The sequence below is a fragment of the Micromonospora sp. NPDC049523 genome (genome assembly GCF_040676775.1).
GTDB lineage: Bacteria > Actinomycetota > Actinomycetes > Mycobacteriales > Micromonosporaceae > Micromonospora_G.
The window spans coordinates 79,757-92,291 of the sequence record NZ_JBFAPP010000008.1; the positions used below are offsets into that span (position 1 = coordinate 79,757).

16 protein-coding genes are annotated in these 12,535 nt (G+C 69.5%); 7 read left to right on the forward strand and 9 right to left on the reverse strand.

From position 1 onward, the window contains the following. Nucleotides 1-54: 54 nt before the first annotated feature. The gene (locus AB0J90_RS14325; RefSeq protein WP_363595808.1) at nt 55-732 is read left to right on the forward strand and encodes a hemolysin III family protein; all 678 of its coding nucleotides are present in this window, start codon (nt 55-57) and stop codon (nt 730-732) included. 141 nt (nt 733-873) lie between these two features. Here the strand turns inward: AB0J90_RS14325 and AB0J90_RS14330 are convergent, their stop codons facing one another. Then, nucleotides 874-1,146, reverse strand: coding sequence for a DUF6458 family protein (locus AB0J90_RS14330; RefSeq protein ID WP_326561985.1), 273 nt, complete (start codon nt 1,144-1,146; stop codon nt 874-876). A gap of 326 nt (nt 1,147-1,472) precedes the next feature. Between AB0J90_RS14330 and AB0J90_RS14335 the strand changes: the two genes are divergently transcribed. Next, on the forward strand, nt 1,473-2,006 hold the full coding sequence (locus AB0J90_RS14335) for a histidine phosphatase family protein (RefSeq protein WP_363595810.1): 534 nt from the start codon (nt 1,473-1,475) through the stop codon (nt 2,004-2,006). Nucleotides 2,007-2,022: 16 nt separating this feature from the next. Here AB0J90_RS14335 and AB0J90_RS14340 read toward each other — a convergent pair whose 3' ends face one another. The 4 genes from AB0J90_RS14340 to AB0J90_RS14355 all read right to left on the reverse strand — a co-directional run bounded on the left by AB0J90_RS14340 (nt 2,023) and on the right by AB0J90_RS14355 (nt 6,393). Beyond that, the gene (locus tag AB0J90_RS14340; protein ID WP_326561983.1) at nt 2,023-2,292 is read right to left on the reverse strand and encodes a DUF6458 family protein; all 270 of its coding nucleotides are present in this window, start codon (nt 2,290-2,292) and stop codon (nt 2,023-2,025) included. Between the two features lie 191 nt (nt 2,293-2,483). Then, nucleotides 2,484-4,337: an acyl-CoA dehydrogenase gene (locus AB0J90_RS14345; RefSeq protein WP_363595812.1), complete on the reverse strand. Its 1,854-nt coding sequence runs from the start codon at nt 4,335-4,337 to the stop codon at nt 2,484-2,486. Between the two features lie 141 nt (nt 4,338-4,478). Next, nucleotides 4,479-5,606 (reverse strand): PP2C family protein-serine/threonine phosphatase, encoded by a 1,128-nt coding sequence (locus AB0J90_RS14350; RefSeq protein WP_363595814.1) that lies wholly within the window; start codon nt 5,604-5,606, stop codon nt 4,479-4,481. 148 nt (nt 5,607-5,754) lie between these two features. After that, nucleotides 5,755-6,393 carry a septal ring lytic transglycosylase RlpA family protein gene (locus tag AB0J90_RS14355; protein WP_363595816.1) on the reverse strand — a complete coding sequence of 213 codons (639 nt, stop codon included), beginning with the start codon at nt 6,391-6,393 and terminating at the stop codon, nt 5,755-5,757. A gap of 169 nt (nt 6,394-6,562) precedes the next feature. On the opposite strand from AB0J90_RS14355, the gene AB0J90_RS14360 reads away from it, so the two are divergent. Together AB0J90_RS14360 and AB0J90_RS14365 are read left to right on the forward strand one after the other, a co-directional pair. Further along, nucleotides 6,563-7,114: a phosphoribosyltransferase family protein gene (locus AB0J90_RS14360; RefSeq protein WP_363595818.1), complete on the forward strand. Its 552-nt coding sequence runs from the start codon at nt 6,563-6,565 to the stop codon at nt 7,112-7,114. A 56-nt stretch (nt 7,115-7,170) separates the two neighbouring features. Beyond that, nucleotides 7,171-8,187, forward strand: a complete 1,017-nt coding sequence (locus AB0J90_RS14365; RefSeq protein ID WP_363595820.1) for a hypothetical protein — start codon at nt 7,171-7,173, stop codon at nt 8,185-8,187. A 75-nt stretch (nt 8,188-8,262) separates the two neighbouring features. On the opposite strand, the gene AB0J90_RS14370 is transcribed toward AB0J90_RS14365, so the two are convergent. Next, entirely contained in the window at nt 8,263-9,138 is an 876-nt protein-coding gene (locus AB0J90_RS14370; protein ID WP_363595822.1) for an LLM class flavin-dependent oxidoreductase, read from the reverse strand. A gap of 375 nt (nt 9,139-9,513) precedes the next feature. Here AB0J90_RS14370 and AB0J90_RS14375 point away from each other — a divergent pair, with 375 nt between their 5' ends. Both AB0J90_RS14375 and AB0J90_RS14380 read left to right on the forward strand, forming a co-directional pair. Beyond that, complete coding sequence (locus AB0J90_RS14375; protein ID WP_363595824.1) at nt 9,514-10,197, forward strand: UTRA domain-containing protein; 684 nt, start codon at nt 9,514-9,516, stop codon at nt 10,195-10,197. Then, entirely contained in the window at nt 10,185-10,937 is a 753-nt protein-coding gene (locus AB0J90_RS14380) for a glycosyltransferase (protein WP_363595826.1), read from the forward strand. Before AB0J90_RS14375 ends, AB0J90_RS14380 begins: the two co-directional genes overlap by 13 nt. 33 nt (nt 10,938-10,970) lie before the next feature. Here the strand turns inward: AB0J90_RS14380 and trxA are convergent, their stop codons facing one another. Then, nucleotides 10,971-11,318 (reverse strand): thioredoxin, encoded by a 348-nt coding sequence (gene trxA, locus AB0J90_RS14385; RefSeq protein WP_363595828.1) that lies wholly within the window; start codon nt 11,316-11,318, stop codon nt 10,971-10,973. Next, nucleotides 11,288-11,680: a MerR family transcriptional regulator gene (locus tag AB0J90_RS14390; protein WP_363595830.1), complete on the reverse strand. Its 393-nt coding sequence runs from the start codon at nt 11,678-11,680 to the stop codon at nt 11,288-11,290. The genes trxA and AB0J90_RS14390 overlap by 31 nt, the downstream gene beginning before the upstream one ends. A gap of 308 nt (nt 11,681-11,988) precedes the next feature. Between AB0J90_RS14390 and AB0J90_RS14395 the strand changes: the two genes are divergently transcribed. Beyond that, nucleotides 11,989-12,192: a hypothetical protein gene (locus AB0J90_RS14395; protein WP_363595832.1), complete on the forward strand. Its 204-nt coding sequence runs from the start codon at nt 11,989-11,991 to the stop codon at nt 12,190-12,192. Here AB0J90_RS14395 and AB0J90_RS14400 read toward each other — a convergent pair. Further along, nucleotides 12,189-12,518 carry a DUF2695 domain-containing protein gene (locus AB0J90_RS14400; RefSeq protein ID WP_363595834.1) on the reverse strand — a complete coding sequence of 110 codons (330 nt, stop codon included), beginning with the start codon at nt 12,516-12,518 and terminating at the stop codon, nt 12,189-12,191. The genes AB0J90_RS14395 and AB0J90_RS14400 overlap by 4 nt on opposite strands. Nucleotides 12,519-12,535: the final 17 nt, after the last annotated feature.

Below are 12,535 nucleotides of genomic sequence, written 5' to 3' on the forward strand. Positions count from 1 at the left end.
GACGTGACGAGATCCACTACCCGGAGGTAACTTACGGTGCCGTAGCCTGAGGCGGTGACCACCTCGGCCTCGGCACGGATCAAACCGGCCGACATCGGCAAGCCCCGGATGCGCGGCTGGCTGCACACGTACGCCTTCTTCGTCGCCCTCGCCTGCGGGGTCGTGCTCTGCTCGCTCGCCGCCACCCGGCCCGGCTGGGCGCCGCTGATCAGTTGTGCGATCTACAGCGTGACTGTCTGTGGCCTCTTCGGCACCAGTGCGCTCTACCACCGTCGGGTGTGGACGGAGCGTGGTTTCCAGGTCATGCGCCGGCTCGACCACTCGATGATTTTCATCTTCATCGCCGGCACGTACACCCCGTTCTGCGTGCTGCTGCTGCCGAACCGCAGCGCGACCATCCTGCTCACCATCGTCTGGGCCGGCGCGCTCGCCGGGGTGGCGGTCAAACTCGTCTGGCCGCACGCACCACGCTGGGTGTCCGCCCCGCTCTATCTCGGTCTCGGCTGGGTCGCCGTCGCGGTGCTCCCGGACATCCTGCGGTACGGCGGCGTCACCGCGCTGGTGCTGATGATCGCGGGCGGGATCGCGTACAGCGTGGGGGCCGTCTTCTACGCCCTGCGCCGCCCCAACCCGTGGCCGACGGTCTTCGGCCACCACGAGTTCTTCCACGCCTGCACGCTGATCGCGGCCATCTGTCACCACGTCGCGATCTACTTCGCCCTCTACGCCTGAGGCGTCGCGCCGCCGATGCTGGCCGGCCCCGGACATGGGTAACCGGCGCGGACCGCGTGGGGGGACGGTCCGCGCCGGCTACGTACGGTGGGTCGGGCCGCATCCCGTGGATCGGCCCGAAACCCTGTTACCCGGGGTGGTTCAGAGGGGGTGACCGGGGCGCCGCACCTCGCGGTACTCCTCGACTACCCGGTCATCGCGGACCGGTACGACCCGGGTGTCCTCGACCGTGGTGGTGACGACCGGACGGCGGCGAGTCTGCCAGAGCCACGCGGTCATGATCAGGCCCACCAGGCCGGCGAGCATCAGCACCCAGCCGACCACGCTGAGATCGAGCCAACCCAGCTCCACGTCCACCGCGAACGCAAAGATCGCGCCCAGCGCGATGAGGAAGATACTTCCACCGATACCCACTTTTGTCGCCCTCCTTGGCTATCCGCTGGCCTGACTCGGCCCGCCGCGGCCACTCTGTGAGGTTGCGGCACCGAAGGACTTACCCAGGCGCTTCGTCGCCCAATCAATCTCACTCTCCGAAGTCGACCGCGGGGTCGGAAGCAGGCAGCGGAGCGAGGAGACGTCGGGACCGAGCGCGAAGCGAGGTCCCCCGACCGGCACGGCTATAAAGGTCATGACGACGACGAGCGGAGCGAGGAGACGGCCGCGACCGAGCGCGAAGCGAGGTCGCCCGACCGGCACAGCTATAAAGGTCATGACGACGACGAGCGGAGCGAGGAGACGTCATGACCAAGCGCGTCGTACTGCTGCGGCACGCCAAGGCGGAACGCCCGGCCAGGATCGCGGACTTCGACCGTCCGCTCACCGCCCGGGGGTACGCGGACGCGGGCGCCGCCGGGGCCTGGCTGGCCCACGGCGGTCATCTGCCCTCGGTGGTGATCTGTTCGCCGGCCAAGCGCACCCGGCAGACCTGGCACGGAGTGGCGCTGGCGATGGCGGAGGCCCCGGCCGCGAAGGCCGGGGTCGAGACGGAGGCCGGCGGCGGGCCGGTGGTGAGTTACGAGCCCGACGTGTACGAAGGTGACGCCAGGGAGTTGCTGGACCTGATCCGCGCGGTAGATCCGGCGGCGGCCGTGGTGCTGCTGATCGGGCACAACCCGAGCATTTCCGGCCTTTCCCGTCTCCTGGATCCGGTGAGCGCCGATCCGGACGGGCTGCGCACCAGCGGCATCGCCGTACATCGGTTGGCGGTGCCGGAGTGGGCGCAACTGAGCCCGAGCCGCGGACCGGTCGAAGCGGCGCACACCGCCCGGAGCTGACGTACGCCGCGACCCGTCACGAGGGCGGGGCCTGCGGCGGAGGCGGGTCCGGTGGCGGCGGCATCATCGCCGTCGGATGAGACAGCCGGTTCTCTTCGACGATGAGCGTACGGGCCTTCTTCTTACTGGTCTGCCAGTACCAGAGCGTGGTCAACAGGACGGCCAGTCCGGCCAGCATGAACACCCAGCCGACCGCGCGTAGGTCAAGCCACCACACGTTCGCCCTGATGGCGAACGTCAGGATGGCTCCCAGTCCGATCAGGAAAATACCGCTACCGACGCCCATGTCCGCTGCACTCCCCCGTGCGATGGCTTCTGGGCTAACCTGACAAATCACAGACAAATTAGGCTGACAAATCCCAACAAACTGCTGGTCACACCGCTTCCACCATAACGCGGCGGCCGACGAGCAGTCTTGCTCGCCGGCCGCCGAAAAACATCGGTGCTAGGCAGTGGGCGCTAGCGCTACCGAACGGTTCAGAACGCGTCCTCGGCCAGGTCCATCAGGTCGAGATTGGTGGACTCGACGACGCGTCGGTCGGCGCCGATCCGGGGCAGCACCTCGTGGGCGAAGAAGCGGGCCGCCGCAACCTTGCCGGTGTAGAAGGACTTGTCCGCCGCGGACACCTCGCCGCCCAGGGCACCCAGGGCCACCTCGGCCTGCCGCTGGAGCAGCCAGCCGACCACGAGGTCACCGACGGCCAGCAGCAACCGGCGGCTGTTCAGGCCGACCTTGTACACCGCGCGCGGCTCGCCGGCCTGCACCTCGCCCAGCCATCCGGTCATCGTGGCGAGGATGGTCTGCACCTCGGTGAGGGCCCGGCCCAGGGCGACCCGCTCCTCCTTGAGCTGACCGTTGCCGCCCTCGGCGGTGATGAACTCCTGGATCTCGCTGGCCACCACCATCAGCGCCCGGCCGTTGTCCTTCACGATCTTGCGGAAGAAGAGGTCGAGGCTCTGGATCGCGGTGGTGCCCTCGTACAAGGTGTCGATCTTCGCGTCGCGGACGTACTGCTCCAGCGGGTAGTCCTGGAGGAAGCCCGAACCACCGAAGGTCTGCAACGACTCGTGGCTGAGCAGCTCGTACGCCCGCTCCGAACCGCAGCCCTTCACCAACGGCAGCAGCAGGTCGTTGACCCGCTTGGCCTGCTTCACGCCCGCCTCGTCGCCGGCCGCCTGGGCCAGCTTCACCTTGTCCTGCCAGCTCGCGGTGTAGCAGACCAGGGCGCGCAGCCCTTCCGCGTACGACTTCTGGAGCATCAGCGAACGGCGGACGTCCGGGTGGTGGGTGATGGTGACGCGGGGTGCGTTGCGGTCGGTGGCGAGCAGGTCGGCGCCCTGCTTGCGCTGCTTCGCGTACTCCAGCGCGTTGAGGTAGCCGGTGGAGAGGGTGGCAATCGCCTTGGTGCCGACCATCATCCGGGCGTACTCGATGATCAGGAACATCTGCCGGATGCCGTCGTGCACGTCGCCGAGCAGCCAACCCTTGGCCGGTACGCCGTGCTCGCCGAAGGTCAGCTCGCAGGTGTTGGAGACTTTGATCCCCATCTTGTGCTCGACGTTGGTGGCGAAGACGCCGTTGCGCTCGCCGAGCTCGCCGGTCTCGGCGTCGAAGTGGAACTTCGGCACGATGAACAGCGAGAGGCCCTTGGTGCCGGGACCGCCCACACCCTCGACGCCGACCGGTCGGGCCAGCACATAGTGGACGATGTTGTCGGTGAGGTCGTGCTCACCAGAGGTGATGAAGCGCTTGACGCCCTCCAGGTGCCACGAGCCGTCGGGCTGCGGGATCGCCCTGGTCCGGCCGGCGCCCACGTCCGAGCCGGCGTCCGGCTCGGTGAGGACCATGGAGGAACCCCACTGCTTGTCGGTGAAGAGCTTGGCCCACTTGCGCTGCTCCTCGGTGCCCTCGACGTAGAGCGTGTGCGCGAAGGACGGGCCGGAGGCGTACATCCAGATCGGGGCGTTCGCGCCGAGGATCAGTTCGGCCAACGACCACCAGAGCGCCCGGGGAGCGTTGGTCCCGTCCAGCTCCGGCGGGAGGTCCATCCGCCAGAACTCCGACTCCATCAGCGACGCGTACGACTTCTTGAAGGAGGCGGGCAGCGGCGCGGAGTGGGTGGCCGGGTCGAACACCGGCGGGTTGCGGTCGCTGTCGACGTAGCTCGCCGCAAGATCCTCGCGCGCCAACCGGTCGACCTCGGCGAGGATGCTCCGGGCCGTGTCGACGTCAAGATCGGAGTACGGCTCCTGACCGAACGACCGATCCGCGCCGAAGACCTCGAAGAGGTTGAACTCCAGGTCCCGGATGTTGCTCTTGTAGTGGGTCATGTGAGCGGCCCCGCTTCCGAACAGGTGGTGTTACCAGCCAGTAACTCCGACTGTATTACTCACCGGTAGCCTCGACAAGGCAATAGCGGAAGTGACGGCGGACACATTGCCGACAGGGAGCACCGAACCAGACGTCGAGGCTCAGCCGTCCGAGGCGCCGACTTCCCAACTCGGTACGGCGACCGTGGTGACGGGACGGGGTCCGGCGTACTCCATCAGGACCAGGGCGATGTCGTCGTCCAGCCGCCCGTGCACCCACTCGACCAGCGCGGTCTCCAGCGAGGCGAGCCCGTCCCCGACCGTTCCGTGGCCGAGCAACTGCCAGGCCCGGTCCTCGGTCGGGAAGAACTCCCCGTCGCGGCGGGCCTCACCGAGCCCGTCGGTGAACAGCAGCAACCGGTCTCCCGGTTCGAGCCGCTCGACCCGGGGCCGCACCACCGGCATGAAGCCCAGCGGCGGTGCCGGCGACGGCGGCTCCAGCGGGATCACCTTCCCCCGACGCAGCAGCAGCGGCGCCGGGTGACCACAGTTGACAATCGTCAGCGTGCCGCCACGTTCCTCGACCAGCGCCGCGGTGACGAAGTCCTCGTCACCGACACTGCGCGCCACCGCGCGGTCCAGGTCGGCCACGATCGCCCGCAGGTCGGCCCGCTCGTACGCGACGTGGCGGTAGGAACCGAGCACGATGCTGGCGAGCCGTACGGCGTCGAGCCCCTTGCCGCGTACGTCACCGATCAGCATCCGTACGCCGTAGGGGGTGTCGATCACCTCGTACAGGTCACCGCCGATCTCGGCGGCGGCGGTGGAGGAGATGTAACGGGCGGCGACCGCGAGCGCGCCGACCTGCGGCCCGAGCGGACGCAACACGGCCTGCTGGGCCACGGCGGCAAGCTTGGACAACTCGGCGATCTGCTCGGCCTGCCGCTGCCGGACGACCGCCACCGCCGCCGCGACACCGATGAAGGCCATCACGCCGCCCACGTTGACCACATTGCCCAGTTCGACCGTCTGGGCGCTGAGGGTGAACGCGGCACCGATCCCGGTGGCCAGCGCCCCCACACCCAGCACCACCCGCCAGGACGCGAACGCGGCGGCGAGGAAAGGTGCGGCCACCAGGAGTCCGATATGGTCGGCCCGGGTGCCGTCGGCCACCTCGATCCCGGAGACGAGCGCGAGCAGCACGAGGGCCGCGCCGAGACCGGCGCGGGAACCAGAACTCAGCGGGCGGCGGCCCGGCGGCAAGAATTGCATGGGTACGCCGAACAGCATGCCTGATCCACGGGCACTGTTGAACGAAGTTGACCCCTCGTCTGAGTGGGTTCTGTCCACCTGGCCGGTGCCCGGCTGCGTCGCCACCGCTACGCAGCGATCGGAGAGCTGGTCAAGCGCGGGACGACGTACCTGGTCAAGGGGCGGGTCACCCGAGAATCTCGTACCGGACCGTGATCGCGCCGAGGTCGGTGGAGGCGATCGCCTCGAACGCCGCCCGGGAGAGGTCGAGGCACCGGCCGTCGACGTACGGACCTCGGTCGTTGATCCGTACCACCACCGACTTGCCGTTGTCGGGGTTGATCACCCGTACCCGGGTGTTGAACGCGAGGGTGAGGTGCGCGGCGGTGAGCGAACTCGGGTCGAAGTTCTCCCCGTTCGCGGTCATCTGCCCCTGGTCGTAGAAGGAGGCGCCGCAGGTGCCGCTGCCGACCACCGGCGTCGCCGCGGGCTTCGGCTTCTTCGTCGTGCTCGGCTTCGGGGTGGCGGCCCGGGTCTTGCCGCGCGAGGCCCGCTCGGTTGTCCTGGCCGCGGCGGGCGAGGCCGAGGTCGCGGAGGGTGACGGCTTCACCGGAGCCGCCGCTGTCGGCGATGTGCTCGGCAACCCGCTCGGCGACAGACTCGGTACGACGTCGGTGGTCACCGAGGCGGTCGACGTGCTCGGGCTGCTGGCCAGGTGGATGCCACCGACCGCGCCACCGACGGCGAGCGCCACGCCCAGCGCGGCACTGGCGGCGAGGCCGACCGGCGACTTGAATATCCGAACCAGGGGGCGCTTCTCCGTCACCGACCTGTCCTTCCCACTTACGACGCGATGATGAAGGTCGGAAGGTAGCGACCGGAGCACTTCGGGAGTCAATGTGATCATGTGCTTTTGCCCGTATTTGCGGTGAAACGTGTAACCGATCGGCCGACCTGCCCTGGGCCGGTCGTGCCCGTACCCCAGGATGGTCGACATGGCCGCTGAGCTGAGCAAACGGCTCACCGAACTGTTCCGTTGGATCGATCCCGGCCCGGACAGCACCCACCTCGTCAGCGACATCTCCGGCTGGTGGCGTGATCCGGACACCCTGCTGGAAATCGGACCAACACTGGGCAACCTCTTCCGGGCCGAGTCACCCACCGTCGTACTCGCCCCCGAGGTGACCGGGCTCCTGCTCGGCCCACTGGTGGCGACCGCGCTCGGGGTGGGCTTCCTACCCGCGTACAAGAACACCGGCGACCGGCGGATCGCCGAACCGACCACCTGGGCGACCACCCCACCGGACTACCGAGGCCGGCAACTCGCCCTCGGCGTACGGGACCGGCACCTCGGCCCGGCCGACCGAGTGCTGGTGGTCGACGACTGGGTGGCCAGCGGGGCCCAGGTTCGCGCCCTCTACCAGGTGATCTCCGCCCGTGGCGCGACCCCGGTCGGCACCGCCGCGATCGTCGCCGACTGCCCCGTCGAACTCGCCCGCGAACTACGCGTACGCAGTCTGCTCGACCGGCGCGACCTGGCGATCTGACCGGCACGACCCCGGGGCTTGACTTCAAGCACGGTTCAACTCCGACGCTGGTACGCATGACAGTGGACATCCTCGACGAGGCATACGCCCGACTGCACCGCACCGGACCCGAGTTCGAAGGGTGGCTGAGCAACCACGGACCGATGGCAGCCGAAGCCCTGGTCCGCCACGGCCACGGCACCGGGGTACACCGCTGGCTTGACTCCTATCTGGACCGGCTCGACGAGCTGCCACGCGGCATCCAGCCGATCGACGACTGGCGGGACGCACTCGGCAACCCGAAACGCGCCGGTGACTGGCTGGCCCACTTCGCCCGCACCATGGACGAGACGCCCTGGCGTACCGTGCTGGCAACCTGGTGGCCCCGGCTGCTCCCGGGCATCGCGGCCAGCGCCACCCACGGCGTCATCCGGGTCGGCCACGCCGTACGCGCACTACGCGAGCGGACCACCCCCGAACGGGTCACCGAACTCGGCCAGGCGCTCGCCTACTGGGCCGCGCGGTGGCAACCGGTGCCCGGCGCCGCCCCGCTCACCGGCACGAGCGGGGTGAGCGCTGCACTCGACCGGCTACCCCGGATCCCACGCCAGGACGGGGGCATCCGGGACCGGTTCGCCCAACTGCCCGACGTACCCGGATGGTCGGCCTCGGTCGCGGCGCCGCGCCCACCCGCCGACCCGGCCGACGCGGCGCGCTTCCTCGCCGAGGTGGTGCACCAGGCCAGCCTGGACTTCCTGCGCTACGCACACGCCAACCCGGTGATGCTGGTGCACGCCGTGACCGCGCCGACCGCGGTGCTGCGTACCCTGCCGGAACTGGAACCGGCGCAGTGGCTGCCGAGCGTGACCGCGGCCTGGTCCGCGACGGCCGCCGTCACCGCCGTGTACGCCCCGAGCGCCGCGCTCCCGCCACCCGCGATCACGGTCGACTCGGCGGCGGAGACGTTCGACCGGGCCAGCCGCAACGGCGACGAGCACGTGGTCAAGCTCGCCGACGCGGTGATCGACGTGCACGCCGGCACGGGCGACCAAGCCGCCCTCGCCGCCGCGCTCTACGCCGCCCAGCTCATCTGAGATCGTCCCGGGCAGCCCGGCTCAGTCGTTTGTCCCGAGCAGCCCGTCTCAGTCGTTTGTCGCGGGCAGCCCGGCTCAGCGCAGGTCGGGCAGCAACGTCGTCGCCACCTCTTCGAGCACCGCCTCGTCGCCCGCGTACCAGCTCGACTCGCGGGGCCAGTGGGTGATCACGTCGGTGAAGCCGAGCTCTGCGGCACGGGCGACCGCGTCGGCAAAGAAGGAGGCGCTGGTGAGGGAGAAAACCGGTGCGGAGTCCAGCGAGAGGTAACGGTCCAGGGTCGCCGGGTCGCGGTCGGCCGCATCGAGGGTCCGGTCGAGCTGGGCGCTGAGCTCGGTCACCGTACGCCACCAGGCGGCCATGTCGTCGCCGCCGAGGCCGGTGGTCACCCAGCCCTGCCCGAAGCGGGCCACCAGCTTCATCGCCCGAGGCCCGTTCGCCGCCACCACGAACGGCACCCGAGGCGTCTGTACGCAGCCCGGGTTGTTGCGGGCGTCGACCGAGGCGAACCACTCGCCCCGCCAGTCGACCCGGTCCGTACGCAGGATCAGGTCCAACAGCTCGGTGAACTCGGCGAACCGGTCCACCCGCTGCCGGAGCGGCAGCGTCTCGCCGCCGAGCACGGCGGAGTCGAACCCGATGCCGCCCGAACCCAGACCGAGCAGCACCCGACCGCCGGAGATGTCGTCCGGCGCGGTCACCTCGCGGGCGAAGTACACCGGGTGGCGGAAGTTGGGGGAGGCGACCAGGGTGCCGAGTTTGATCCGGCTGGTGACCATCGCCGCCGCGGTGAGCGTCGGCACCGAATCGAACCAGGGGCCGTCGACCAGGTCGCGCCAGCCCAGGTGGTCGTACGTCCAGGCGTGGTCGAAACCCCACGCCTCGGCCTGACGCCACCGGCGCTCCGACTCGGACCACCGCTTGTCGGGAAGAATCACGATACCCACGCGCATGATCACCACCCTACGACGACGCCCACGCCCGAGTACGCCCCCGGCGTGGCGGGAGCACGACGCATCCGGGGCCGGGTCGCCCCCGCTAACCCGGACGAGCCACCCCGGAGGGCAGCCGCCTGGTCAGCTCCGCTCGCAGCACGTCCGGCCCCGGCCGAAGCAGGCCGACCTCGGTGGCGCAGGGTCGTCCGGAAGACGAGGACGTCGGGCACGGACCGTGAGGCATCGTCATGTTCGGCCATCACGCATTCGTACCGCATATCGACAACTTCGATTGTCCCATGAGAGCGCGAGCAAGCCGTACCAATCGGACGACACGGGGTGAAGCACGTGCATAGCGGGCGGGCCAGCCTCGTGACGGGTACCGTCAGCCGGGTGATCGCCCGCAACCGTCACCCGCGCTCCCCGCGACCCGACCAGCAGCCTCGCGGCGACCTCCCGGACGCGGCGGCAGGCGAGCGGCAGGCAGACCCGCCACGCGTACGGCGGGACAACACCGAGCGGTACCAGTGGGAGAAGGACCGGGTACTGCTCGACGAGGCGGGGCGACGGCGTACCGGCGGCACCGAGCACGACACCGGGCTACCCACCGCCGACCTGCGCTTCCACGCCGAGTACGACCGCATCGACGCCGACGAGGACCTGGCCGCCGCGTTCGAGCTGCCCACCGGTACGCCGCTGCTGCGCCGGATCTACTGGACCAGTTCCCGTGAGCGCGGCGCCGCCCTGTCGGTTTCCCACTCCTACCTGCCGTACGAGCTGGCGGAGGCGAACATGGCTCTGCTGGACGCCGACAACGAGCCCTGGCCCGGCGGCACCCAGCACCAGCTCTTCACCGTCGGCGTCGAACTGGACCGGATCGTCGACGAGGTACGCGCCCGACCCCCGTCCCGCGACGAGGCGGACCTGCTCGACCTCGCCCCCGACGACCCGGTGCTGGCCGTACGCAAAACCTCGATCGACACCACCGGACGGGTGGTGGAGGTCGCCGACGTCGTCTTCCCCGGCGACCGCACCGAACTCGCGTACGCGACCACACTGAAGCGGTGGCAGCGGTGAGCCGGGTGATCTCCGTGATCACCCCGGTGCACTGGCCCAGCGTCGGCTACCTCGCCGGTGCGTACGAGTCGCTGGCCGGGCAGGAGTTGCCGGACGGCTGGGACTGGCAGTGGCTGGTGCAGGAGGACGGGCAGGACGGGCTGCTGATCGACCAGCTACCCGAGCTGGACCCACGGATCAGCCCCGGCAGCGGACGACCGGGCGGGCCGGGCGTCGCCCGTACCCTGGCTCTGTCCCGGGTCGAGGGCGAGTTGGTCAAGGTGCTCGACGCCGACGACCAGCTCACACCCGGCGCGCTGGCCAGGGACATCAACACCCTCACCGACAACCCGGGCGTCGGTTGGACCACCTCCCGGGTGCTCGACCTGCTCGCCGACGGCTCCACCCGGGACTGGGGTGACGACCCGCCGGAAGGCCCGCTCAACACCGGTGCCATCCTCGCCTTCTGGCAGGCCAACGACTACGGCCTGCCGGTGCACCCGGCGACCCTCTGCATGCGGACCGAACTGCTGCTCGCCCTCGGCGGCTGGATGGCACTGCCCGCCTCCGAGGACACCGGCCTGCTGCTGGCCGCGAACGCGATCAGCCCCGGTTGGTTCATCGCCGAACCCGGCCTGCTCTACCGCAAGTGGCCCGGCCAGATGACCAACCAGGCCACCCACCGCGAACCGGCCGAACACACCGCCCGGATGCGCGTCGTCGAGGCCCGCGCGCACGCGATCCGCGCCCTGCTCACCTGAGCGATCCCCCGACTGCCCTGATTCCTCGGCCGATCACGGCTCCAGGTGTGCGCTCAGGGCCTGCCGCAGGTGACTCTTCGGCCTGGCGCCGACGGTCGAGTCGACCAGCTCACCGTGCCGGAACACCAGCAGCGTCGGCAGCGACAGGATCCGGTACGCGCGCGTGGTGTTCGGGTTTTCGTCGGAGTTGAGCGTGGCGACGACCATCCGGGCACCGAACTCCTCGGCCAGCTCGGCGAGGCTCTTCGAGATCGCCCGGCACGGCGGGCACCACTCCGCCCAGAAGTCGACAACCACGGGTCGGTCGCTGGCCAGCACCAACTCGGCGAACGTATCGTCGGTGACGGTGACTACCGCTCCGGTTGCCTGTGCTTGAAGCATGTTTCCTCCCGTTGCGTGATGGCCTGCATGAGCTGGGTGTGCAACTGCTGCCGCACCTCGCCAAGCTGGTCGATGTACGCGTCGACCTCGGCGAGCTTGCGTCGCAGCACCGCCACCGAGTCCGGACACACGTGCCCGGACGTGTTGCCGGCCCGTAGGCAGGCGACGAACGGACGGATGTCGTCGAGGCCGAAGCCGACGGCGAGCAGGGCCCGGATCTCGCGTACGACCCGCAGCTCCGCCTCGTCGTAGACGCGGTAGCCGTTGGCGGAACGCCGTGCGCGTACGAGCCCGTGTTCCTCGTAGTAGCGAAGCGTCCGGGTGCTCGTGCCGGCGTTCTCCGCCAGCTCGCCGATCAGCATGCTGACCTCCTGTTTCAGCCCGTTCCAGCCACGCTAGACCTTGCCGCCGACGTCAAGGCAACAGCCCGCCCCAGGCCTGTCGTCCGGCAACTGTCGTCCGCTCAGGCTCTTCTTCGGGTCCGTGCTCGCGAAGTCTTCGACGACTGACGCCAACTCGGCCAAAGACGCGGCCAAGCTGGTCGTGAACCCCGTCGTCATGGTCAGCCACCCAGGGGTCCACCCAGACGCGTTCCCGCCGTGAACACGCCGTCGAGATTGTGGTGAATCAGTCACTAGCCCGTTGCTCTGCGCTCCCATAAAGTCACCCTATGGAGTACGAGAAGGGCGACAAGGTGGTGTTGACGAAGTTGGTCGACGGCCACAAGCCGGGCGCGGCAGGACTGGTCATCCGGGTCGACACCGGCTGGTTGTCCAGGACCAGGTACAGCGTCCTGGTGGGCGACACCGGCGAGGTTCTCGAACAACTCGTCGAAGACGACCTGTTCAGCCCCGAGCGCGAGTCCGCCACCTAGACGACATCCTGCTCGGCGCCCGCCGCGACTGGGCCGAAGACCTCCGCCGGTCCACAGTTCATGACGATCTCGCAGTCGCAGTAGCCGCCGAACTCCTCCAACCCTTCGGCCAGGGGCTTCCAGCCGACCGAGTGCCGCTCGGCCCACCTCCGTGCGAAGCGGATCGTATGGCCGCAGCCTTCCGCGACGACATGCTCGTCCACGAACTCGATCAGGGAACCGAGCTGCTGCTCCGAGATTGGCATCAGCGCGCCCCGGGCCGCTCGCTCGGCGTTCTTGTAGGCGAGTCGCAGGTGCCGTCGTCGCGCGTCGTCCACTGACCCCACGGCCCGATCCTCCTGGT

Coding starts and splice junctions, on each gene's coding strand:
- AB0J90_RS14335 (WP_363595810.1), top strand. CDS start 1,473: ATGACCAAGCGCGTCGTACTGCTGCGGCACGCCAAGGCGGAACGCCCG.
- AB0J90_RS14340 (WP_326561983.1), bottom strand. CDS start 2,292: ATGGGCGTCGGTAGCGGTATTTTCCTGATCGGACTGGGAGCCATCCTG.
- AB0J90_RS14345 (WP_363595812.1), bottom strand. CDS start 4,337: ATGACCCACTACAAGAGCAACATCCGGGACCTGGAGTTCAACCTCTTC.
- AB0J90_RS14350 (WP_363595814.1), bottom strand. CDS start 5,606: ATGCTGTTCGGCGTACCCATGCAATTCTTGCCGCCGGGCCGCCGCCCG.
- AB0J90_RS14360 (WP_363595818.1), top strand. CDS start 6,563: ATGGCCGCTGAGCTGAGCAAACGGCTCACCGAACTGTTCCGTTGGATC.
- AB0J90_RS14365 (WP_363595820.1), top strand. CDS start 7,171: ATGACAGTGGACATCCTCGACGAGGCATACGCCCGACTGCACCGCACC.
- AB0J90_RS14370 (WP_363595822.1), bottom strand. CDS start 9,138: ATGCGCGTGGGTATCGTGATTCTTCCCGACAAGCGGTGGTCCGAGTCG.
- trxA (WP_363595828.1), bottom strand. CDS start 11,318: ATGCTTCAAGCACAGGCAACCGGAGCGGTAGTCACCGTCACCGACGAT.
- AB0J90_RS14390 (WP_363595830.1), bottom strand. CDS start 11,680: ATGCTGATCGGCGAGCTGGCGGAGAACGCCGGCACGAGCACCCGGACG.
- AB0J90_RS14395 (WP_363595832.1), top strand. CDS start 11,989: ATGGAGTACGAGAAGGGCGACAAGGTGGTGTTGACGAAGTTGGTCGAC.